19 protein-coding genes are annotated in these 21,896 nt (G+C 70.6%); 5 read left to right on the top strand and 14 right to left on the bottom strand.

The genetic code is table 11. The features are described from left to right. The first annotated feature begins 142 nt into the window (after positions 1-142). Together ACWEV3_RS39395 and ACWEV3_RS39390 are read left to right on the top strand one after the other, a co-directional pair. On the top strand, positions 143-2,095 hold the full coding sequence (locus ACWEV3_RS39395; protein ID WP_452618785.1) for a hydantoinase/oxoprolinase family protein: 1,953 nt from the start codon (positions 143-145) through the stop codon (positions 2,093-2,095). Further along, complete coding sequence (locus ACWEV3_RS39390) at positions 2,092-3,651, top strand: hydantoinase B/oxoprolinase family protein (RefSeq protein WP_452618784.1); 1,560 nt, start codon at positions 2,092-2,094, stop codon at positions 3,649-3,651. The genes ACWEV3_RS39395 and ACWEV3_RS39390 overlap by 4 nt, the downstream gene beginning before the upstream one ends. Positions 3,652-3,807: 156 nt before the next feature. Here the strand turns inward: ACWEV3_RS39390 and ACWEV3_RS39385 are convergent, their stop codons facing one another. Further along, positions 3,808-4,566: a helix-turn-helix domain-containing protein gene (locus tag ACWEV3_RS39385; RefSeq protein ID WP_452618783.1), complete on the bottom strand. Its 759-nt coding sequence runs from the start codon at positions 4,564-4,566 to the stop codon at positions 3,808-3,810. A gap of 191 nt (positions 4,567-4,757) precedes the next feature. On the opposite strand from ACWEV3_RS39385, the gene ACWEV3_RS39380 reads away from it, so the two are divergent. After that, positions 4,758-5,738, top strand: a complete 981-nt coding sequence (locus ACWEV3_RS39380) for an alpha/beta fold hydrolase (RefSeq protein WP_452618782.1) — start codon at positions 4,758-4,760, stop codon at positions 5,736-5,738. Between the two features lie 3 nt (positions 5,739-5,741). Here ACWEV3_RS39380 and ACWEV3_RS39375 read toward each other — a convergent pair whose 3' ends face one another. The 6 genes from ACWEV3_RS39375 to ACWEV3_RS39350 all read right to left on the bottom strand — a co-directional run bounded on the left by ACWEV3_RS39375 (position 5,742) and on the right by ACWEV3_RS39350 (position 11,797). Beyond that, positions 5,742-6,683, bottom strand: coding sequence for a LysR family transcriptional regulator (locus ACWEV3_RS39375; RefSeq protein ID WP_452618781.1), 942 nt, complete (start codon positions 6,681-6,683; stop codon positions 5,742-5,744). Positions 6,684-6,720: 37 nt separating this feature from the next. After that, positions 6,721-8,145, bottom strand: coding sequence for an Nramp family divalent metal transporter (locus tag ACWEV3_RS39370; RefSeq protein ID WP_452618780.1), 1,425 nt, complete (start codon positions 8,143-8,145; stop codon positions 6,721-6,723). 90 nt (positions 8,146-8,235) lie between these two features. Further along, positions 8,236-8,733 carry a 2,4'-dihydroxyacetophenone dioxygenase family protein gene (locus ACWEV3_RS39365; RefSeq protein WP_452618779.1) on the bottom strand — a complete coding sequence of 166 codons (498 nt, stop codon included), beginning with the start codon at positions 8,731-8,733 and terminating at the stop codon, positions 8,236-8,238. A 73-nt stretch (positions 8,734-8,806) separates the two neighbouring features. Continuing rightward, positions 8,807-9,529 carry an SDR family NAD(P)-dependent oxidoreductase gene (locus ACWEV3_RS39360; RefSeq protein WP_452618778.1) on the bottom strand — a complete coding sequence of 241 codons (723 nt, stop codon included), beginning with the start codon at positions 9,527-9,529 and terminating at the stop codon, positions 8,807-8,809. A 6-nt stretch (positions 9,530-9,535) separates the two neighbouring features. Beyond that, a complete protein-coding gene (locus tag ACWEV3_RS39355) occupies positions 9,536-10,774 on the bottom strand; it encodes an MFS transporter (RefSeq protein ID WP_452618777.1) in 1,239 nt (412 codons plus the stop codon). Positions 10,775-10,975: 201 nt separating this feature from the next. Further along, positions 10,976-11,797 (bottom strand): hypothetical protein, encoded by an 822-nt coding sequence (locus tag ACWEV3_RS39350; RefSeq protein ID WP_452618776.1) that lies wholly within the window; start codon positions 11,795-11,797, stop codon positions 10,976-10,978. 296 nt (positions 11,798-12,093) lie between these two features. Between ACWEV3_RS39350 and ACWEV3_RS39345 the strand changes: the two genes are divergently transcribed. Next, positions 12,094-13,071, top strand: a complete 978-nt coding sequence (locus ACWEV3_RS39345) for an LLM class flavin-dependent oxidoreductase (protein WP_452618802.1) — start codon at positions 12,094-12,096, stop codon at positions 13,069-13,071. Positions 13,072-13,351: 280 nt separating this feature from the next. Here ACWEV3_RS39345 and ACWEV3_RS39340 read toward each other — a convergent pair whose 3' ends face one another. The 7 genes from ACWEV3_RS39340 to ACWEV3_RS39310 form a co-directional block, all read right to left on the bottom strand. Then, on the bottom strand, positions 13,352-13,852 hold the full coding sequence (locus ACWEV3_RS39340) for a hypothetical protein (RefSeq protein ID WP_452618775.1): 501 nt from the start codon (positions 13,850-13,852) through the stop codon (positions 13,352-13,354). A gap of 553 nt (positions 13,853-14,405) precedes the next feature. Then, the gene (locus ACWEV3_RS39335) at positions 14,406-16,397 is read right to left on the bottom strand and encodes an APC family permease (protein ID WP_452618774.1); all 1,992 of its coding nucleotides are present in this window, start codon (positions 16,395-16,397) and stop codon (positions 14,406-14,408) included. A gap of 57 nt (positions 16,398-16,454) precedes the next feature. Then, positions 16,455-17,195, bottom strand: coding sequence for a class I SAM-dependent DNA methyltransferase (locus ACWEV3_RS39330; protein WP_452618773.1), 741 nt, complete (start codon positions 17,193-17,195; stop codon positions 16,455-16,457). A 123-nt stretch (positions 17,196-17,318) separates the two neighbouring features. Beyond that, complete coding sequence (locus ACWEV3_RS39325; RefSeq protein ID WP_452618772.1) at positions 17,319-17,921, bottom strand: NADPH-dependent FMN reductase; 603 nt, start codon at positions 17,919-17,921, stop codon at positions 17,319-17,321. A gap of 10 nt (positions 17,922-17,931) precedes the next feature. Then, positions 17,932-18,714, bottom strand: a complete 783-nt coding sequence (locus ACWEV3_RS39320) for a creatininase family protein (protein WP_452618771.1) — start codon at positions 18,712-18,714, stop codon at positions 17,932-17,934. Continuing rightward, positions 18,711-19,121 (bottom strand): RidA family protein, encoded by a 411-nt coding sequence (locus ACWEV3_RS39315; protein ID WP_452618770.1) that lies wholly within the window; start codon positions 19,119-19,121, stop codon positions 18,711-18,713. The genes ACWEV3_RS39320 and ACWEV3_RS39315 overlap by 4 nt, the downstream gene beginning before the upstream one ends. Further along, positions 19,118-20,491, bottom strand: coding sequence for a purine-cytosine permease family protein (locus tag ACWEV3_RS39310; RefSeq protein ID WP_452618769.1), 1,374 nt, complete (start codon positions 20,489-20,491; stop codon positions 19,118-19,120). Before ACWEV3_RS39310 ends, ACWEV3_RS39315 begins: the two co-directional genes overlap by 4 nt. 235 nt (positions 20,492-20,726) lie before the next feature. Between ACWEV3_RS39310 and ACWEV3_RS39305 the strand changes: the two genes are divergently transcribed. Next, positions 20,727-21,893, top strand: a complete 1,167-nt coding sequence (locus ACWEV3_RS39305; RefSeq protein WP_452618768.1) for an LLM class flavin-dependent oxidoreductase — start codon at positions 20,727-20,729, stop codon at positions 21,891-21,893. The last annotated feature ends 3 nt before the right edge of the window (positions 21,894-21,896 follow it).

Genomic DNA, 21,896 nt, shown 5'->3' with positions numbered 1-21,896 from the left:
AACCACCTTCCAGAACAGGCGCTATAACGACCAGAAGCACACACGAGGATGAGCGGCTCACAGCCAGGATCGGCCACGCTGCGGCTGCCGAACGGGTGCCGAACGGGTGCCGCTGCGCGATGATTGGGCGCGGGTGACTGCGATGACCGGAAAGGCCGAGGCGTGTGCCGGGGTGGACGTCGGTGGCACGTTCACCGACGTCGTCGTGCACTCCCCCGGCCACCGACCCCGGGCCGTCAAGGTGCCCACCACCCCGGCCGACCAGGCCGAAGGGGTGGAGCGCGGCATCGCCGAAGGCCTGCCCGGCGGGTCGCTCCGGCTGCTGCCGCACGGCAGCACCACCGCCACCAACGCCGTGCTGGAGCGCAAGGTCGCCCGCACCGCCTTCGTCACCACCGACGGCTTCACCGACGTCCTGCAGATCGGGCGGCAGAACCGGCCCGCCCTCTACGACCTGTCCGCGACCAAGCCGGAACCGCTGGTGCCGCACGAGCGGTCCGTCACCGTCGCCGAGCGGATGAGCCCGCGGGGCGAGGCGGTCGTCGAACTCACCGATGCCGAGATCGACCGGGTGGTGGCCGCAGTCCGCCGCCTCGAACCCGAGTCGATCGCCGTGTGCCTGCTGTTCTCCTACGCCTGCGACGACCACGAGCGCCGGCTGTGCGCGGCGCTGGCCGAGCTCGGCGTGCCGATCACCCGCTCCAGCTCGCTGCTGCCGGAGTTCCGCGAGTTCGAGCGGGCGTCGACCTGCGTGCTCAACGCCGCCGTCGAGCCGGTGATGCGCCGCTACCTGTCCAACCTGACCACCCGGCTGCCCGGCCCGACGATCACCGTGATGACCTCCAGCGGCGGCACGGCGGGCGTGGACTTCGCCGCGGCGGCACCCGTGCACACGCTGCTGTCCGGCCCGGCCGCGGGAGTGGTGGCCGCCGGAGCGGTCGCGCGCTCGGCCGGGTTCGAGGACGCGATCGCGTTCGACATGGGCGGCACCTCCACCGACGTGTGCCTGATCCGCGAGGGCCGCCCGGAGGTGTCGACGTCGTCGGAGATCGCCGGGCTGCCGTTCCGGACCCCGGCTGTCGGCATCCACACCGTCGGGGCCGGTGGCGGGTCGATCGCGTGGGTGGACACCGGCGGCGCGCTGCGGGTCGGCCCGCAGTCGGCCGGCGCCGACCCCGGCCCGGCCTGCTACCGCCTCGGTGGCGAGGAACCCACGGTGACGGACGCGCACTGCGCGCTCGGCCATCTCGACCCCGCGCGCCAGCTCGGCGGCGGCCTCCGGCTGGACGCCGACGCCGCACACCGAGCGCTGGAAACGCTGCCGGAACCGGCCGCCGGAGTGCTGGCCGTGGTGCGCGCGACGATGGCGCGGGCGCTGCGCAGGGTCAGCACCGAGCGCGGCATCGACCCGGCCGGGCTCGCCCTGGTCGCCTACGGCGGCGCTGGCCCGCTGCACGCGACCGCGCTGGCGCGGGAGCTCGGCTGCCCCGCCGTCGTGGTGCCGCCCGCGCCCGGCGTGCTCAGCGCGCTCGGCCTGCTGCTGGCTCCGCCGCGTTTCGAGGCGTCGCGAACGGTGCTGGTGGACGCAGGCGAAGACCTGTCGCAGGCGTGGGAGGAACTCGGCACCGAAGCTCATCGGGAACTCGAAAAGCAAGGAGTCGCAACAGGAATCGCACTGTCCAAAGTGGCCGACATGCGCTATGCGGGACAATCCCACGAGCTGCGGATCGACGTCACCGAGCGAGCCGATCTCACCGAACTGCTGCACGACGCGCACCGCGAGTCGTACGGGTACGCGATGCCCGACGAGCGGGTCGAGGTCGTCACGCTGCGGGTCATCGCCCACGGCGAGCCGATCCTCGCGGATTCGCCGCGGGACTGGGACCAGGGCGAACCGGAGCACAAACCGGATCGCGAGATCGGCATCGGCGACCGTTCGGTGCGCGCGCGGATCGTGTCCCGGGCCGCGCTGCAGACGGGCGACGAGGTCGCTGGGCCGGCGCTGATCGAGCAGCCGGACACCACGACGCTGCTCGCCGAGGACGAAGTGGCCGCAGTGGACGAATCGGGGAACCTGGTGGTGCGGTTGACATGACCGAGCTGACCGCCGTCGAGCTGGAGGTGTTCCGCCACGCCCTGGCCGGCATCGCCGACGAGATGGGCGTGGCGCTGCGCCGCGCCGCCTACTCCCCCAACATCAAGGAACGCGCCGACTGCTCCGCCGCGGTGTTCGACCCCGACGGCGAGATGGTCGCGCAGGCCGAGCACATCCCGGTGCACCTGGGCGCGATGCCCGCCAGCGTCCGCGCCGTGCTGGAGACCTGCGGGCGGCTCGAACCGGGCGAACAGGTCTGCGTGAACGACCCCTACCTCGGCGGCACCCACCTGCCGGACCTGACGATCGTCGCCGCCGTCGACGACGGCGAGCGGCTGCTGGGGTACGTGGCCAACCGCGCCCACCACGCGGACGTCGGCGGCGCCGCGCCGGGCTCGATGCCCGCTACCGCGACCGAGATCGCGATGGAGGGCGTCCGCATCCCGCCGGTCCGCATCGCCGACGCGACCGGCGAGCGCGAGGACGTGGTCCGGCTGATCGCGGCGAACTCGCGAACCCCCGAGGAACGCCGCGGCGACCTGCGCGCCCAGTTCGCGGCGAACCACGTCGGCGCGGTGCGGATGCGCGAACTGGCCGACCGGATGGGGTCACAGCGGCTGCGCACGGCGATGGCGGCGGTGTGCGACTACTCGGACCGCCGGGTGCGCGCGGCGATCCGCGACATCCCCGACGGCTGCTACCGCAGCGAGGACGTGCTGGAGATCGGCGACGGGATCCCGATCAAGGCGGCGGTGACGGTCTCCGGCGACGAGGTGCTGGTGGATTTCGACGGCACGGCGCGGCAGATCCCGGTGAACTGCAACGCGGTGTTCGCGGTGACGCTGTCGGCGTCGATGTTCGTGCTCCGGATGCTCACCGACCCCGACGCCCCGCCCAACGCCGGTTGCTACCGGGCGCTGCGCGTCGAAGCGCCGGAGGGCACGGTGGTGAACCCGACGTTCCCGGCCCCGACTGCGGCGGGCAACGTGGAGACCAGCCAGCGCATCGTGGACGTGCTGCTCGGCGCGTTCGCGCAGGCGATCCCCGACCGCGTGCCCGCGGGGAGCCAGGGCACCATGAACAACCTGCTGATCGGCGGCGGCGACCCGGCGTTCAGCTACTACGAGACGCTGGGCGGCGGCGAAGGCGGCACTCCCACCCGCCCGGGCATGTCGGGCGTGCACACGGGCATGACCAACACCCAGAACACGCCGGCGGAAGCGATGGAGCTGGACTACCCGCTGCGAGTCTGGCGCTACGAGCTCCGGCCGTCCTCCGGCGGCGCGGGACGGCACCCGGGCGGCGACGGCCTGGTGCGGGAGATCGAAGCGCTCGCCGACTGCACCCTGACGATCCAGTCCGAACGCCGCGAGCACGCCCCGCGGGGAGCCCGGGGCGGCGAGCCCGGCGCGGTGGGCCGCAACGTCCTGGTCCGGGCGGACGGCACCGAGGAAGGGCTCCCGGCCAAGGGCACCTGGCCGCTGCGCCGAGGCGACCGGATCCGCATCGAAACCCCAGGTGGAGGCGGCTGGGGTGGTCCCGGTGGAGGCGGCTGAGCGCTACCCTGGAGGTGCCGGTCGGGCGCCCCGCGCTGGCACGTGGAGCTTTCGAACTTCCCGGCCCGGCGGAGCCTCCGACCCCAGCGGCCGGAGGCTTCCGCATCCCGGCGCCCGTTGTCTGGTCGTGAGTGGTAATGGTCGTTCCAGCGACCATTACCACTCACGACCGGCGTCAGCAGGCCAGGCCGTGTCGTCGGCGGCCAGCCACGGCTCGTTCGCGGCGGCGGTGGGGGTCGTCCCGGTGAACGCGCGGACGTCGTGGTGGAGGTGGGACTGGTCGGCATAGCCGCCGTCCGCCGCCACCTGCGCCGGGGCATGCCCGCTGACCAGGCGGTGGATGGCGTGGTCGAAGCGGACCAGCATGCCGGCGCGTTTGGGGGTCAGGCCGATCTGCGAGCCGAAGCGCGACCACAGGCGCTGCCGGCTCCAGCCGGTCCGGGCGGCGAGGTCGCGCACCCGGGCGCGGCCGTGACCGGCGACGATCTGGCGCCATGCCCAGGCCACTTCGGGCTCGACCACCCGGCCCGCGTGGAGCCTGCCGGACAGCTCCGCGTCGATCAGCGCGAAGCGCTCCCGCCAGGTCCGCGCCTGGTGCAGCCGCTCCCGCAGGCGCGGTGTGTCGCGGCCCCACAGGTCATCGAGGGCGACGACGCTCCCGCGCAACTCCGCGAGCGGCAGCCCGAGCACGGAGTAAGCGGCCAGCGGGGAAAGGCGGATCTGGATGCACGCGACGCCCTCGGCCCGCACCTGGAACGCGCGGAAGGCCAGCCCGGCGGCCAGGCTCTCCAACCGCAGTCGGCCGGTCGCGCCGTGGATGTCGAACGGGCGGTCGCCGAACTCGACGGCCACGGTGACGGCCGGGTGGGGGATGGCGCGCAGTTCGGCGGGACCGCGAATGCGGAATCCCGCCATGTCGACTCCCGGCAGCGCGGTTTTCCGCGATGGTCGCGCGATCTCCCAGTCAGCGGTGGAATCTGCCGTCCGGCGAGCTGATCGCACGCGTCAACTGTACGAGCGGCTGGGGACCACGGCGATGACATTTCTCCAATACCCGTCGTGCCGGACGCCGGAAGGGTGGCCCCGGAACGACGGATGGAGGAGCCATGGACGAGACGACCATCCCGCACCACAGCCGCACGGACGCGACGCCGGGCGGCCGGCGGTCGTGGAGCCGACGGCGGCGGATCACGTTGCTGGCCGCCGGCGGACTGGCCGTCCTGCTGGCGTGGAACGCGGTGTCAGTGCGCACGGAGACAGCAGAAGCCTCCGGCGAGCAGATCGTGCGCGTTCCCGGCGGGGACATCCGCGTCGTGCAGGAAGGGCCGCCCGGCGCGCCCGCGGTGGTGCTCCTGCACGGCCTGGCCGGATCGGCGGCGTGGTGGGAGCCGGTGCTGCCGGCATTGCGGGACCTGCACGTGGTGCGGGTGGACCTGCTCGGGCACGGTGGATCGGCCAAGCCGACCGATGGCTACGGCATCGCGGAGCAAGCGGGCCGGGTGGGGGCGGTGCTCGATCGGCTCGGGGTGCGCCGTGCGACCGTCGTCGGGCATTCCACCGGCGGCGCCGTCGCCACCTCGCTGGCCGAGCAGCGCCGCGACCTGGTGGCGGCGGTCGCGCTGGTCGACACCGGTCCGCGGGCGGACGCGTTCCTCGGCGACAGCTTCGTCGCCGACCTGATGACCACGCCGGTGGTGGGGGAACTGATCTGGCGGCTGCGCACCGACGGCGCGCTCCGCGGCGCGATGAGCACCGCATTCACCCGCGAGGTGCGGATCCCCGAGCAGCTCGTCGCCGACGCCCGGGGCATGACCTACCGCGGCCTCACCGCGACCGACGAGGCGGTCGACGCGTTCCTGGCGGAACGGCCCGTCCCCGACCGGCTCGCCGGCCTCGGCCTGCCGACCCTGGTGATCTTCGGCGCCCAGGACCGGCGGTGGCAGCCGTCGTCCGCACAGGACTACCGCCGAATCCCCCACGCCCGGATCGAGATCCTCGACGGTGTCGGCCACACACCCATGTTCGAGGACCCGGACACCACCGGGGCCCTCCTGCACGGTTTCGCCGTCGAGGCCGGATCGCACTGACCGTCAGGTGCCGAGATGGGTGAAGTCCGGGAGCGGGGCCTCCGCCACCAGGCCCTGGATCGCTTCGCGGGCTTCCGTCGGGGTTGCGCCCTTCCGCCACCACAGGGCCACCTCCCTCCCCTGCGGCACGTCGCTGATCGGGATCAGGTCGACTCCCGAGGTGTTCGCCATCACCATCGCCAGCGCGTTCGTCACGCCCACCGCGATCCCCCGCCGCACCAGGGCGATCAGGGTCTGGGGCTGGTTCGTGCGGAAGACGACGTCCGGCACCAGGCCCGCCTGCTCGAACGCCAGGCTCGACTCGAAGTGGCCGTTCTCGCGGTCGGTGTTCTCGCCGATCGTGATCAGCGGCCTCGCCGCCAGGTCCGCCAGCCGCAGCGGCCCGGCGGGCCGGTCCTCGCCGGCGGCCACCACCGCCACCAGCGGCTCCCGCCACAGCGGCTGGAAGGTCAGCGCGTCGCCGGACGCCACCGGCAGCACCGGCCGGACCGCCAGGTCGATGTCGCCGGCGATCAGCGCGGCCTCCAGCTCCAGCGTCGCGCCCTCCCACGGCTCCAGCTCGATGCCCGGGAACTGCGCCGCGCTGCGTTCGAAGAGGAACGGGAACAGATGCGCCGCAGCGCTGGGATAGGCGCCGAGCCGGACGCGGCCGCGCACCCGGTGGGCGGCGCGCCCGGCCTCCTCGCTGGCGGCCCGAAGGTGCTGCAGGATGCCCCGCGCGTGCGGGAGCAACGCGCGGCCCTCGGCGGTCAGCGCCACGGGGTGGTGCGAGCGGTCGAAGAGCTGCACGCCCAACGCCCGCTCCAGCTCCGAGACGTGCGTGCTGATCCGGGACTGCGACCGGAACAACGCCTGCGCCGCGGCGGAGAACCCGCCGTGCTCCACCACGGACACGAAGCTGACGAACCAGTCGAGGCGGTAGCGGTAGGCTTCGCCGGGCTTCACCGCCACCACCTCGCGTCCCGTCGTGCGTTCATGCTGCTCAGCCGAACAACTTGTCCAGCTGCTGGTTCACGGTCAGCACCGCGAGCACGCCGAACAGCAGGATGGACCAGATCAGCGCGGCCAGCCGGTAGCCGCGGACGCGGATCGCGGCGGGCAGCATCTTGCGGTTGATGGCGATCAGCAGTCCTGAGTAGACGAACATCATGACCCCGCCGGTGCAGGCCGCGATGGTGGCGAGCAGCAGCGGCTGGCCCAGGCCCGCCGCCACGACAAGCGCGCCGATCAGCACCAGGCCCCACACCAGCCCGGCGTAGATCTTGCTCTCGGAGGCGTTCGGGAAGTACGTCGTCTTCAGCACGTCGGCGGCCAGCCTGCTGGTGTAGTCGACGATGCCCAGCGCCGCCGCGAACAGCGAGAAGGCACCCACGATCCAGAAGAAGTAGCCGAACCAGCCGCCGGCCGTGGCCATCATCTGCTCGCCCTCGGTGCGCAGGAACGACACGTCGTTGGACACGTCGCCGCCGAAGACGGTGGCGTAGGCCAGCAACGACATGAACATGATGGACAGGAAGGTGATGGCGACGAAGGTGAGCAGCTGCTCCTTGTTGGCGAACCGCCACCACACCCGCCAGCGGGCCAGGTTCTCCTCGGTGGCCGGGAAGATGAACCCGGCCTGGCCGCGCGCCTCCGCCTCGCCGGTCAGCGGCGAGACGATCTTCGGGACGTAGCGGCCCATCCCGAACCCCTTGTCCCGGATCCAGTTGCTCTGCACCAGGTTCTGGCCGCCGCCCGCGCCCGCGAAGGCGAGGGCGCCCATCAGCACGGCGAAACCCAGTTCCGCGGCGGGGAATCGCGGCTGCGTGACCACGCTGGGCAGCGCCGCCCAGGTGTTGGCGCCGATGACGAACAGCGAGCCGATCACGATGAGCAGCAGGATCGCGGCGACCTTGAGCATCTGCGCGCGTTCCAGTGCGGTGTAGACGGCCGGCGCCAGGGTCAGGATCAGCGCCACGATCACGAGGATCACCACGGAGATCACCGCGACGTTGCCGCCGACGACGTAGCTGACCAGGGTCGCCGAGCTCGTCGCCCACGCCGGCCAGAGGTTCGCGAAGTAGGCCATGATCGCGAACACCAGGCCCCAGTGCTTCCACAACCGGCTGAAGCCGGTGACCGCGGTCTCCCCGGTGGCCAGGGTGTAGCGCTCGATCTCCATGTTCAGGAAGTACTGCGTCACCAGGCCCAGCACGGCCGCCCAGACGAACGTCAGGCCGACCTGCGAGGTGATGTACGGGAAGAGGATGAACTCGCCGCTGGCCAGACCGACCCCGGCGGCGACGATGCCCGGTCCGATGAGGCGCCACTGCTTGCCGGGAGGTTCGGGGAGATCGCGGACCTGGGGGCGCGGGATGTGCTTGTCGGGAAAGGCTCCGGCTGGATCGGGGATGCTCGCGTCGGCCATCTGGACACCTTCGTTCGTGGCTCGCCGGTTCAGCACAGCTGCCGATCACCGAGGCGCCGGGCCGCCGCCACCGGTCGGCCCGGCGGCGGGTCAACGCACGAACTGGTCGACGAAATCGCCGCCGAGTCCGACCTTCTCGTAGTGCGCGCGGCACATTTCGATCTTGGTGAACACGTCTTCGTAGCCCACCTGGTGACCGGCCTCGTCAAGGTAGATCATCGCACCGGTGATGTTGAAGAACGTGACCATTTCGTCGCAATCGGCGGGGACCGCGAGGGTGTGGATCTCGCCGGGCGGTTCGTACACGTAGTGCCCGGTCTCGGCCGTCCACGGGTGTTCGTGGTAGTGCCACTTGCCCTTGATCACGTAGCCGTGCACCGCGCCGGGGTGGCGGTGCCGGGACACGATGCCGGACTTGGTCACCCACAACAGGTTGCACCACTGGCCGACGACGGTGTTGAACATCAGCGGCCGGAACCAGACGTCCGGCGCCTGCGGCACCCACACCCGGTCGTCCTCGGGCACCGCCGCGATCGCGACCTCGGGCGGGATCGCCGGCGACGGCAGCACCTGGAAGTCGGATGACATTTCGTTCACTCCCAACCGGTTTCGGATTCTTGTTCGAGCGACGCGCCGCACAAGACGAGTTCGATGAGGTCTTTCAGACGGCCAGGTAGCCGCCGTCGACCGGGAGGACCGTCCCGGTGATGAATTCCGCCTCGGCGGAGGCGAGGAAGAGCACCGCGCGCGCCACGTCCTGCGGGGTTCCCCAGCGACCCAGCGGGGTCCGGGCGAGGATGCGCGCATCGGCTTCGGCATCGGATTGCAGTTCTCCCGTCAGCGCGGTGCGGATCCAGCCCGGCGCCACCGCGTTGACCCGGATGCGGTCGGCCGCGTAGCCTGCCGCCAGCGATTTGGTCAGCTGCACCACGCCGCCCTTGCTGGCCGAGTAGCCGGGCACCTGCGCGCCGCCGAAGAAGCTGAGCATCGAAGCGGTGTTGACGATGCAGCCGCCGGAGCGGGCGAGCAGCGCGCGGGCCGCCGCGCATGCCCGCATGGTGCCGGTGAGGTTGACGTCGACGACCCGCGCGAACGCCTCCGGCTCCAATTCCGCGCCACGGCGGATGATTCCCGCGCAGTTCACCAGCACGTCCAGCCGAGCCAGACCGTCCACAATGGCCTTGATGCCGCCCGGGCTGGTCACGTCGGAGTCGAACGCGTCGATGGTCGTGTCCAGTTCCGGCGATGGCTCGCCCACTCCGGTGACGCGGACCTCGGCGTCGTGGCGGGCGAAGGCGTTGGCGACCGCCGCGCCGATGCCGCTGGTGCCGCCGACGACGAGCACCGACTTCCCGGCGAATGCATCGGCTCGCAGGGTGGACAACGGCGATCAGTCCCTTCCGGATTGCGTTGCCATGGCGGATTCCGGGATCCCGACGGGCTTGCGGACCAGGAACGCGTAGCTGAGCGCGGCGGCGATCGCGATGCCGCTGGCGGCCAGCAGGGCGAGCACGAACGAACCAGTCTCGTCCACGATGATGCCGGTGATCAGCGGCGCGAACGCCCCGCCGAAGTAGCCGCCGAAGTTCTGCAGGCTGCCCAGCGACGCGGTGATGCGCTCGCTGCCCACCGTGGTCGCCAGCGACCAGGCCCCTGCGCTCGCGGAGTTCATGAAGAACTGGGACGCGGAGATGGACACCAGCGCCAGCGCGGTGCTCGGGGTGAGCGCGACGGGGATGGTGCACAGTCCGCCGATCAGCAACCCGCCGCAGATCGGCACCTTCCGCGCGAGCATGGTGGGAACCCCGCGCCGCACCAGGAGATCGCCGACGCCGCCGCCCGCGAGCATGCCGAGCGTGCCGGCGAGGTAGGGCACGATCAGCGCGATCCCGGTGTCGGCCACGCTCAGGCCGCGCTCGCTCTCCAGGTAGGCGGGCAGCCAGGTCAGGTACAGGTAGATCGAGTAGATCACCCCGGAGAAGCCGAGGATCATGCCCCACGTGGTGCGATGCCGCAGCAGCCCGAGCCACTCCCGCACCGACACCGGCTCCGCGGCGGGCTGCGGCTCGCCGGAGAGCTGCTTGCGGTCCCGGTAGACGACGAACCACACCAGCGCGAGCACGACACCGGCCAGCCCGGCGACGACGAACATGGCGCGCCAGCCGTAGCTGAGCATCAGCCAGGTCAGCAGCGGCGGGGCGAGCGCCGGGGCGAGCGTGGAGGCCGTGTTGAACAGCCCGATCGGCGTGCCCCGCGATTCGCGCGGGAACCAGTCGGAAACCACCTTGGCGCCGCCGGGGAAGGCGGGCGCCTCGCCCAGCCCGAGGAACAACCGGCCGAACAGCATCTGCTTGAAGTTGGCGGCGATCCCGCAGAAGGCCTGGGCGACGGACCACAGCAGCAGCCCGCCGCCGAGCACCTTGCGCGGCCCGAACCGGTCGAGCAGGCCGCCTGCGGGCAGCTGGGCGAACGCGTAAGCCCACGAGAAGACCGAGAGCAGCAAGCCCATTTCGGTGGGGCCGATGCCGAACTCGTCCTGGACGCTGTGGTTGGCGATGGCGAGCGTGCTGCGGTCGACGTAGTTGACGATGCCGATGAGCAGCAGCATGACGAGCAGTACGAAGCGCATCCGGCGGATGCTCCGCGGTGGACTCATTCCGGTTCCCCCGAGACTCGACGACTTCGTCGGAGTTGGAGCCAACGTGCGCGAAAGACCGGAGCCGTTCCGGGATCGTCCGCCGGCTCCTGGGGCTAGACCCTAAGCAGGCGTCCCATCCGGGAGAAGCGCACTTTTCAAATACCCGCCATCCGCTACGCGGATATCGCGGGCTCAGCGCTCCCGCGACTCGGCGCGGCGCAGCCGCTCCGCTGCCGCGTCGCGGTCGTGCTGCGCTCGCTCGCGGCGCTGGCGCGCCGTCTTCGCGCTGCGGCGGAGCTCGCGGAGCTCGCTTTCCGCCTGCTGCAGCGCGTCGCGCAGCTCCTCGCAGCGCTGCTCGGCTTCGCGCTCCGCGCTCTCGGCGCGCTCCTCCGTGCCGGTGGCTTCGCCCAGTTGCTCGTCGGTGTACCGCAACTGCTCGCGGAGCTCGCGAAGTTCCTGCTGGAGTTTGGGGCGTTCGGCGATGCTCTGCCGGGGTTTGGGGCGCGCGGCGGTGCGGCGGATGGCGGCGACGGCGAGTTCGTCGAGGCCGAATCCGCTGTATTCCAGAGCTTTGGCGAGGGTTCCGGCTCGGACCGCGCGGCCTGCTTCGGGATCGGACAGCGCCGCGGTGAGGGTCTGCTCGACCTGTTGCCGGGTCGGCTCGGCGAGCCGGTGGCCGTGCTGTTCGGCGAGTTCCGCGGCCCTGCCGGTGGTCTCGCGCAGGAGGCGGGTGCGGTCGGCTGCGAGGGCTCGCAGGTCGTCGCCGCGCAGTTCGCGCTGCGCCGCCCGCAGCTTCTCGCCCAGTTCCAGGAGCTCGGTGACGCTGCGGGGGTCCCGGCTGGCGAGCAGGTTCACCGCCCAGGCCGCGGCGGTGGGCTTGCGCAGCTTCTTGAGCTGCGCGGCGAGATCCCGGTCGCCGCGTTCGGCGGCCGCTGCCGCGTGGCGGTCGCGGGCCGGGATGAACTCGGCCGGGTCCGCCGCGTACAGCTCGCGGGCGAGTTCCTCCAACTCCACGGGATCAACGTGCCACGTCGGCGCGGCGTGCGCGATGCGGCCGGGTCCGCAGGCTGGGCGCATGCCCCGGGCGTCGTGACGGTCTCCGCTGGTCAGGACCCGTGAGTGGTTTGAGGTGCTGGAGCGCCCCAAAACGCTCACGGCCCCATGCCTGCGGGAACGCCGCTCCACAAGCCGTGGGCGTGTCGCGGAGCTCCAGGCCGACGGGGTTTCGAATCGCGGAATCGCGGCGTGGGCTCCGCCTCATCCGGAGCCGGAATCTTGCGGCTCGCCGGGCGGTTTGCACGGGTGTGACTTTGCGCCTTTCCGTGCTGGACCGCTCGCACACCATGCAGGGGCGGAGTCCGCAGCACGCCCTGCAGGAGACGGTTCGCTTCGCCCAGCAGGCCGAGGCCCTCGGTTACCACCGGTTCTGGGTGGCCGAGCACCACAGCGTGCCCGGCGTCGCCGGCGCCGCGCCGACCGTGCTCGCCGCCGCCATCGCCGCCGCGACCACCCGCATCCGGGTCGGCACCGGCGGCGTCATGCTGCCCAACCACCAGCCGCTGGTGGTGGCCGAGCAGTTCGGCGTGCTCGGCTCGCTGTTCCCGGACCGCGTCGACGTCGGGTTGGGGCGCTCGGTGGGCTTCACCAGCGGCATCCGGCGCGCGCTGGGGCGCGACAAGGACGCGGCCGACCGGTTCGGCGAGCAGCTCGTCGAGCTGCTGGGCTACCTGTCCGGGCAGCCGGGCAGGTTCCCCGGGGTGCACGCGGTCGCGGCCGAGGAGCTGTCGATGCCGGTGTTCCTGCTGGCCACCGGGTCGGGGGCCGACACCGCCGCCGAGTTCGGGCTGCCGCTGGTGATCGCCGCGGTCCACGGCGACGACCGGATGACCGACACCATCGACGCCTACCGCGAGCGCTTCCGCCCGTCGGCCTGGGCGGCGCGGCCGTACGTGGTCCTCGCCCGGTCCGTCGCGGTCGCCGACACCGCGGAGCAGGCCCGGCAGCTGCTCGTGCCCGAGGCGTGGGCGACCGCCGAATCCCGCATTCGCGGCGAGTTCCCGCCGCTGGAACCGCCGGAGCAGGTGCTGGCGCGCGAGATGTCCGAGCGCGAGCGCACCCAGTTCGAGCGCGCGCTGCGGGGCCACGTCTTCGGCACCGCGGACGAGGTCGCGGTCGAGCTGAAGGAGCTGACCGCTCGCACGGGAGCCGACGAGCTCCTGGTGACCACCACGGCCTACGACCCCGCCGACCGCCTCGACTCCTACCGCCGCCTCGCCGCTCTGATCTGAGCCGCCGCGCCGGACCGGGCGCGGCGATTTCGCGCTCTTACTCACCAAGTTCACACAGACCGACGCCCGACCACCGGGCAACCCGCTACCAGCGGCGATACCCCCGACCCGACGTCACCAGGCCAGTCCGTCGCCCGTGAGGGTCGGCAGGCCATCACGCCCGATGGTTCGTGTGAGCTCCGAACGGTAGGTAAGGAGCGAAGGACCAGTGTCCGTCCGTGGTCGTGAGCCGCAGGGGTGTCGACCATTTCTCCCCGATGCATTTTTGCAGATCAGGCAACTATCGCTGGATAAAGTTGACCAATGCGACCACTCCACCAACCGCTGACAAGATGGCGAAGACGATCAAAGCGACCTGCCACTTGGTGACGAGATCATCGTCAAGACGCTTTTCTATTTTTTCAATTTGCCGCTGAATTGTCTCGATCTTAGTCGCCAGGACCGCGTCGTTGATGGATGCGATCTTGTCGATCTCAGTGGCATCAGGAAATCGCTCTTCGATCTTCTCCACGCGCATCTGGAAAGATGCTACCGCTCGCTCCACTTCGTCTTTGACTGTCAGCTCAATCTCGTCCTGACGCATCAGTCCGCTCGTAACTTCAGTTGTCGGCACTGCGCCCCGTACAGCCTCTTCCAGCGCGTTATCGATCCTTATGAGGTCGCCCCACCTTCTGCCAGTCGCTAGCCCCCTCGTGTCCCACCAGGTTTTAGCCAGCGAAACAAGAACGCCAAGGATGACAACAGCGAGCCAGATAAGAGCCGTCGCGAAAGAAGATTCCATCGGATGTGTACCTACCTGAACTGGGCGCATCAGGAACCAGCAGGAGGCTAGTACATCAATGACAGACCAGCGAATGGAACTAGTCCATTTCGTCGCATCAGGTGACCGCCTGTCCGCCCTTCAAAATGCCCGTGCCGTGATCGCGGGTCAGCCGGGCGGACTGGTCACCGATGTTGACGAGCTGATCCGGTCAGCACGCAACGAACTGCGGCGCACTGACACCGGATAAGATTTCAGCGAAAGCTGAATAGACGGAAACCGAGCCGGAGCGGACCACTTGGATTTGCGGATGAGCCTGAGCCGACTGCGCCCACTCAGCTCTCAAGCGTTTCGATTGACCGCGCCATCAATCCATTGAGGATTGAGGATCTAACGTGTCGCTCGTACGGGGTGTGGCGTGTTCGGATTCCAGCCGCAGCCAACTCCGCAATGCAGGCCCACTGAGCCGCGGAAACCTATCCCGAGTTGCGTGTAGAACCGGTAACCGTGTACGCGAAATCGCCATCACCCACGCCTACCCAACGGCGATTTCGCGCGAAATCGGCGCCCCGGCTCAGGTGGGTGGGGTGATGCCGCGGCGGGTGTGGCCGGGGACGTGGTGGATGCGGTCGACGTCCCGGCGGTGGCTGGAGTCGAGCTGCCACGGCACGCTGACCACCATCACTCCCGGCTCGAACCGCAGCCGCCAGCTCAGCCGCAGCGAGCTCTGGTTGTGCAGCAGGTTCTCCCACCAGCGGCCGACGACGTACTCCGGGATGTACACGCACACCAGGTCGCGCGGGCCCGCCCGGCGGATCCGCTTGATGTAATCGATGATCGGCCGGGTGATCTCGCGGTAGGGCGACTCCACCACCTTCAGCGGCACGCCGATGCCGTGCCGATCCCACTCGCTGCGCAGCAGCTGCGTGTCCGCTTCGTCGACGTTGACGGTGAGCGCGGTCAGCGTGTCCGGCCGGTTGGCGCGGGCGAACGCCAGCGCCCGCAGCGTCGGCTTGTGCACTGTGGACACCAGCACCACCGCGTGCACCCTGCTGGGCAAGGTCATGCCGTCGACCTCCGGTTCGAGTTCCCGCCGCACGTCGCGGTAGTGCCGGTGGATCGCCCGCATCAGGAGGTACAGCAGCGGGATCGCGATCACCACGAGGTAGGCGCCGTGGGTGAACTTCGTGACGAGCACGACGACCAGCACCGTCGCGGTCAGCACCGCGCCGACCGCGTTGACCAGGCGGGACCGGTGGTATCGCGCCCGGTGCGCGGCGTCGCCGGTGGCGAGCAGGTGGTTCCAGTGCTTCACCATGCCCACCTGGCTCAGCGTGAACGACGTGAACACCCCGATGATGTAGAGCTGGATCAGCCCGGTCACGGAGCCCTCGAACGCCGCGATGAGCGCGATGGCGACCAACCCGAGCACCACGATGCCGTTCGAGTGCGCCAGCCGGTCGCCGCGGGTGTGCAGCTGGCGCGGCAGGTACCGGCGCTGCGCGAGCAGCGAACCGAGCATCGGGAAGCCGTTGAAGGCGGTGTTCGCGGCGAGCAGCAGGATCAGCGTCGCGCCGGCCTGCACGACGAAGAACAGCACGCTGTTCACCCCGAACACGGCGCCCGCGATCTGCGCGATGACGGTGCGCTGCCCCGTGCTGTTGCAGTCCGCGGGGAAGCCGATGAGGTCGCACGGGTGGTTGGCGACCCGCACGCCGGAGATCATCGCCAACGCGGTCACGCCGCTGAACAGGCCGATCGCCAAGGTGCCCATGATGATCATGGTGCGGCCGGCGTTGACGTCCTTCGGCGGCCGGAACGCGGGCACCCCGTTGGAGATCGCCTCCACACCGGTCAGCGCCGTGCATCCCGAGGAGAAGGCCCGCAGCAGCAGGAAGATCAGCGCTAGTCCGGTGACGTCGACCTGCTCCGGCCGGATGCCCCAACCGGCGCTCTCCGCGACCGGCGGGTGCCCCGCCGCGGCCTGCCCGAGACCGACTGCGACGGTCAGGCCGATCGCCGCGACGAACAGGTAGGTGGGCATGGCGAACGCCCGGCCGGACTCGCGGATTCCGCGCAGGTTCACCGCCATCAGCAGCACCACGGCGACGACGGCGATCCACACCCGCTGCGGATACAGCCCGGGCACCGCCGACACCAGGTTGTCCACCCCGGCGGCGACCGACACCGCCACGGTCATCACGTAGTCGACCATCAGCGCGGCGGCCACCACCAGGCTCGGATCGCGGCCGAGGTTGCGGGCCACGACCTCGTAGGACCCGCCGCCGCTGGGATAGGCGTGCACGACCTGCCAGTACGAGGCGACGACGACGGCGAGCAGCACCACGACGGCCAGCGCCACCCACGGCGTCAGGTGCAGCAGCGCCAAGCCGCCGAGCGACAGGATCAGCAGGATCTCCTGCGTCGCATAGGTGACCGACGAGAGCGGGTCGCTGGCGAAGATCGGCAGCGCGAGCCGTTTCGGCAGCAGCGTCTCCCGCAGCCGGTCGCTGCGCACCGGACGCCCCAGCACCAGCCGCTTCAGCACCTGCAACGCCGAAGCCACCCCACCAGGCTAGGCGCGCCCACCGCCGACCGCGCTCCGCGCGACAGCTCGGGTTCGTCAGCAGCGGCGTGCCACGGTGATGATCTCCGGGCTGTCGTCGCGCAACGGGCTGCGGTCCCAGTCCCCGAACTGCTCGGCCACCGACAAGCCCGCGTCGGCGAGGAACGCCGACAACGCCTCCGGACCGAGGAATCGCAGCGTGCTCCGGCTCTGCAGCGGCTCGTCCCACCCTTGGCCGGTGTAGGTGTGCGTGGCGGTGACGAGATCGCCTTCCACCGGCAGCACCTCGCACTCGCAGTGCACCGCGACGCCTGCCGGATCCACCACGCCGCCCGAGTACCGCAGGTGCCAGTCCTCCCATTCCCGCGCGAGCGGGTTCCGGGTTTCGAACGCGAACTCGCCGTGGTCGGTGAGCGCCGCCGCGATCGTCGTGAGCGCGACGCGCAGCTCGTCGTCGCCGAGCAGCACCTGGAACGCGTGGCCGGTCATCACCACCAGGTCGAACTCCTGATCCCAGGCCGGTGCCGCGGCCAGGTCGGCGAGAACCCACTCGATGTCCGAGCGCGCCCGCGCCACCTCCAGCATCCCGGCGGCCGGGTCCAGGCCGCACAGCCGCCCCTGATGGCCGTCGTCCCGCGCGATGCCCAGCAGCGTGCCCGTCCCGCACCCCACGTCCAGCACGGATCGCGCGGACATCACCAGGGGCAGGTAGAACCCGAAGTCCGAACGTTCGTCCGTCGGGCAGTAGAGGTCGTAGAGCGCCGCGAGCCGATGATCGGAGAACTGCAGGTCGACCATGGTCGTCAGCCTGCCAGAGCCCAGCGGAGCACGGCGACCGATTTTGCCGCCGGCTACCCGTGAGCACTTTGTGCTGCTATGGCGACACAAAGTGCGCACGGGCCTGGCCGGACCCGCACTCGCCTAGCCAGCGAGGGGCAGTGCGGGGCGGCGGGCGAAGTCGACGACCTGGTGGGCCATCGTGCGCAGCTGATCGGCGTAGGGCGTCGTCGGGTTGCCGTCCTCCGCGAAGCAGGGCTGCGCGGAGTTGATCGCCACGCCCAGCGGCGTCGGCCAGCCACGGAGGGCGTGGGCGATCGCGCGGAGCTGGCCCAGGGTCGCCGCCGGGGCCTGCCAGCCCGCCGCCGTCGAGATGCAGCCGACCGCCCGGCCGTCGAGGTACGGGCGGTCGTCGCCCCGGAGGTCCTCGACGTAGTCCAGGGCGTTCTTCACCAGGCCGGACAGCGCGCCGTGGTAGCCGGGCGAGGCGATGATCACCCCGTCCGCGCGGCGCAACGCCGTCACCAGGTCGGCCGCCCGCGAGGTCCGATCGCCCGAATCCGGTTGGTACATGGGCAGGTTGATCTCGTCGGCCCCGAACAGGAGCGTCTCCGCGCCGTGCTCCCGCGCGGCGATCAGCGCGAACCGCAGCGCCCGCTCGCTGCTCGATCCGGCGCGAGTAGTGCCGCCCAGCCCGACGATCAGCGGAGCGGAGCCGTCGCGCATGAGCTTCTCGTTGTCCTGCATGGCGAACACCTCACTGGTAGTTGGCGAAGTCGAACCGGGCCACCTCGGCCAGCTGGTCGCCCAGCACGTCGACGAGGGCCGTGAAACCGCGCTTGCCCGCCTCCGGCGTCGCGCGCGTCGGGTCGCCGAGGTAGCCGTCCGGGCCGAAGTCGTCGGAGAGCCAGCCGAAGGCGACGCTGCCGCCGAACCGGACGTGCCGGTTGTCGTTCATGCTGCTCGGCACCCGCGTCCTCGCTGCGGACATGTCCACCAGCTCCGGCCGCAGGTGCAGCATCAGCGACGTCTCCATCGCGCCGCCGTGGATCCCGAGGCCCTGCTCGGTCCCGGCGAAGGACTCGTCCTTCTCGACCGGCACGAACGTGTTGACGGCGAAGGTGAGCAGCCCGTGCCGGTGCCGGATGTCGCGCAGCGCGGTCTGGATCTCCGAGATGTTGCCGCCGTGGCCGTTGACGAACACGATGCGCCGGAAGCCGGCCGCGGCCACCGACCGCCCGATGTCGTCGAGCACCGCGGCGAACGTGGTGGTGGATAAGGAAAGCGTGCCCGCCGCCCAGACGTGCTCGACGCTGCGGCCGTAGGACAGGGTCGGCAGCAACCACAGGTCGAGCTCCTCGCCCCGCTCGGCCACGGCCGCCCGCGCCGCCGCCTCGGCGACGAGCGCGTCGGTGACCAGCGGCAGGTGCGGCCCGTGCTGCTCGATCGCGCCGACCGGCACCACCGCGATCGACGACTCGCCGCACGCACCGGCGACGTCGGCGACGCTCAGTTCGGCGAACTCGCGGGATGTGATCACGACTTCTCCCCTGCGTGGGCAACGGCCCGGATCTCCACCCGCATCTGCGGCGTGGCCAGCGCCGGGTAGATCAACAGCGAGGCGTAAGAACGCTCGTCGAGCAGTGCGGGCGCGTGCTCCGCGAGCCACTCGTCACGGGCTTTCATGTACTCGGCCCGTTCGGCGGGATCGGCGACGAACTGGTCCAGCTGCACGATGTCCGCGAGCTCGGCGCCCGCGTCCGCCAGCAACTGCCGGACCCTGTCCAACGTGATCCGCGTCTGCTCGGCGATGCCGTCGACCGGCGCGCCGGTGTCGTCGGTCGCCCCGTCGATTCCGCTGAGGAACACGAAACCGCCTGCCGCGGCGCCCCTTCCCCACGGCTGCACGGCGTCCCCGTAGGACAGTGGGCCCAAACCACGTTTCACTTCGACTCCCGGACTCGTTTGATGAGGTAGTACGCGACGGCCGCGACGACCCCGCCGACCCAGTACGTGATGTCTCCCAGCTGCGGGAACGCGGCCGCCAGCGGGCCGGTGTAGAGGCTCTGGCTCATGAACGGCACGGACGCGACCACGCCGATGGCGAATGCCGCCAGCCCCGGCCCGAGCCGCCGCGACCGGTCGTAGAGCGTGGCCACGTCGACGCCGTCGCGCCGGTGCACCAGGAAGTCGACCAGCGTGACGCCGAGCCACGGGCCGATCCAGTAGCCGACCACGAACAGGAAGTTCTGGAAGTTGCCGAAGGCCTCGCCCTCGACGTGCCCGGCCCACCAGCCCAGCGCGGTGCCCAGCACTCCGGTGAGCAGCGCGGAAACCCAGCGGCGCAACGGGATGTCGGCCATCAGCAGGGCCAGCGAGCCGGAGTAGATGTCCAGCACGCTGCCCGCGATCGTCGACGCCAGCAGCGCGATCAGCGCGATGATCGCCAGGCCCGACGGGATCAGCTGCGTCACCAGGTCGGTCGGGCTGTTCGGGAAGATGACGGTGCCGATCGCCGCGCCGAGCAGGTGCATCCACAGGCCCGCGATCGCCGCGCCGAGGAACGCCGACCAGCCCAGCCGCGCCCGGCTGGTGTCGCGCGGCAGGTAGCGCGTGTAGTCGGATGCGCCGATCGCCCAGCCGAAGGTGCGCGAGGAGCTGACGGCCACGGTCATCAGCAGTGCCCCGGTCAGCGTCTTCTCGCCGGGATCGCCGACCGCGCCGACGTCGCCGCGCGCGATGCCGTACCAGGTGATGAGCACGAACAGCACCGCCATCACGCCGAGCAGCATCCGCTCGATGCGGTGCACGAAGTCGTGCCCGATGATGGCGATGACGATCTCCACCACCGCGACGGCGATCAGCGCCCACAGGAACGGGATCCCGAACAGCTGCCGGACGATGTAGGCGCCGAGCACGGTGTTCACCGCGAAGTAGCCGAATCCGGTCAGGAACAGCAGGAACACCGGCACGAAGTTGCCGAAGTAGCCGAACGGGCCGCGCGACTGGACCATCTGCGGGGCGCCGGCCTGCGGTCCCATGGTGGCCGCCACGCCCAGCAGCAGGCTGCCGATCAGCGTGCCGACGACCAGCGCGAGCGCGGCCTGCGCGAAGCTCAGGCCGAGGAACGCGGTCGGGATGGCGCCCACCACGAGCGCCGAGTACTGCAGGTTTCCCGCGAACCACAGGGTGAACGCGGACAGCGGCGAACCGTGCCGCTCGTCGTCGCGGACCGCTTCGATGCCCTTGTGCTCGACCCCGCCGCGAGGCGGCTGGCCGGTCACGGCGGGTGCGGCTTGGGCAGCGTCTTCGACCATGGGGTCCTCCCGGGGACGCACCGATGGGTTGGTGTTCGCCTGGCAGCGGATGAGACCGGATGTTGATGTGGCGAACATTCACCGGGGATCGTGGGCCGCGATGGCTCCGGAGTCAAGAGCCGGAACGGGACTTGACGAAGCGGAAATCCGGAGGAAACTGATCCGCAGGCAATGTTGATACTACTTACATTTGCTCGTCAGAGGCCCGGAGCAGCCGGGCAGGATGGAGGTACCCGTGCGGTACGGCGTGTTCTTCTTCGGCTCCGTGGAGATGCCCGACGTGCTGGCGGGGAACCCGCTGCCGGCCGGTCAGCGCCGCGCCACCCGGCAGCAGGTGTGGGAGGCCACCGAGCACCTGATCGACATGGGAGTGCGCGCGGAAGATCTCGGCTACGACAGCTACTGGCTGGCCGAACACCACTTCCAGCACGAGGGCTACGAGATCGTGCCCAACTCCCTGATACTGCAGTCGAACCTGGTCGCCCGCACCCAGCGCATCCAGGTCGGCGCGATGTTCAACATCGTCCCGCAGTGGCATCCGCTGCGGCTGGCGGAGGACTTCAGCACGCTGCTCAACCTCTCCGGCGGGCGGGCGGTGCTCGGCGTCGGACGCGGCACGGTGCCCCGGGAGCTGCGCAGCCTCGGACTGCACCAGGCGGACATGGGCTACCTGGAATCCGAGGAGAAGAGCAAGGCCATCGACGCGCACAACCGCGAGGTCTTCGCCGAGTACATGGAGGTCGTGCGCACCGCGCTGGCCAACGAGACCTTCTCCTACAAGGGCAAGTTCTTCGAGCTGCCGCCGCCGGACACCAACGGCCCGGACGGCGCGGTGGACACCCTCACGCTGCTGCCCGGCCCGCTGCACCCGGTGGAGATCTGGCAGGCCGTGACCAGCCCGCCCACCCTCGGCTACGCCGCCGAGGTCGGCCACGGCTGCGTCTGGTGGAACCAGTACCACGGCTTCGTGCGCGACCAGTGGGAGCGCTACGCGGAGCTCCACCGGCAGCACCACGACGTCGAACTCTCCAGCGGCGCCAAGCGAATCCTGGTGCTCCCGGTGCACATCGCCGACGACCACGAGACGGCGTGGCGGATCGGCGGCGCAGGCCACGACGAGTTCTGGAACCTGCTGGCCCCGTTCGGCTGGAGCCGCGGCTACCGGGGCGAGGACGGCAAGCCCGCCAAGCCCGGCCTGGTGCCGACGCTGGAGCAGTCGACGGACCAGAAGATGTGGGCGATCGGCACCCCCGAGGAGGTCGCGGAAACCGTCCAGTTCCACAAGGATTCGCTAGGCCTGGAACACCTGGTGATCTTCCCCCACTTCCCGGGCCACACCTACGCGATGGCGGCGGAGCAGATGCAACGCTTCCAGGACCAGGTAGTCCCACTCCTCCGCTGACCG

The sequence above is a fragment of the Saccharopolyspora sp. NPDC003752 genome (assembly GCF_053605825.1).
The sequence above is the reverse complement of the archived record's forward strand: the minus strand, read 5'-3'. Positions and strand labels throughout refer to the sequence as shown.

What these genes read in the sequence shown, in the direction of transcription:
- ACWEV3_RS39395 (WP_452618785.1), top strand. Translation starts at nt 143, where the DNA reads ATGACCGGAAAGGCCGAGGCGTGTGCCGGGGTGGACGTCGGTGGCACG.
- ACWEV3_RS39390 (WP_452618784.1), top strand. Translation starts at nt 2,092, where the DNA reads ATGACCGAGCTGACCGCCGTCGAGCTGGAGGTGTTCCGCCACGCCCTG.
- ACWEV3_RS39385 (WP_452618783.1), bottom strand. Translation starts at nt 4,566, where the DNA reads ATGGCGGGATTCCGCATTCGCGGTCCCGCCGAACTGCGCGCCATCCCC.
- ACWEV3_RS39380 (WP_452618782.1), top strand. Translation starts at nt 4,758, where the DNA reads ATGGACGAGACGACCATCCCGCACCACAGCCGCACGGACGCGACGCCG.
- ACWEV3_RS39370 (WP_452618780.1), bottom strand. Translation starts at nt 8,145, where the DNA reads ATGGCCGACGCGAGCATCCCCGATCCAGCCGGAGCCTTTCCCGACAAG.
- ACWEV3_RS39365 (WP_452618779.1), bottom strand. Translation starts at nt 8,733, where the DNA reads ATGTCATCCGACTTCCAGGTGCTGCCGTCGCCGGCGATCCCGCCCGAG.
- ACWEV3_RS39355 (WP_452618777.1), bottom strand. Translation starts at nt 10,774, where the DNA reads ATGCGCTTCGTACTGCTCGTCATGCTGCTGCTCATCGGCATCGTCAAC.
- ACWEV3_RS39340 (WP_452618775.1), bottom strand. Translation starts at nt 13,852, where the DNA reads ATGGAATCTTCTTTCGCGACGGCTCTTATCTGGCTCGCTGTTGTCATC.
- ACWEV3_RS39330 (WP_452618773.1), bottom strand. Translation starts at nt 17,195, where the DNA reads ATGGTCGACCTGCAGTTCTCCGATCATCGGCTCGCGGCGCTCTACGAC.
- ACWEV3_RS39325 (WP_452618772.1), bottom strand. Translation starts at nt 17,921, where the DNA reads ATGCAGGACAACGAGAAGCTCATGCGCGACGGCTCCGCTCCGCTGATC.
- ACWEV3_RS39310 (WP_452618769.1), bottom strand. Translation starts at nt 20,491, where the DNA reads ATGGTCGAAGACGCTGCCCAAGCCGCACCCGCCGTGACCGGCCAGCCG.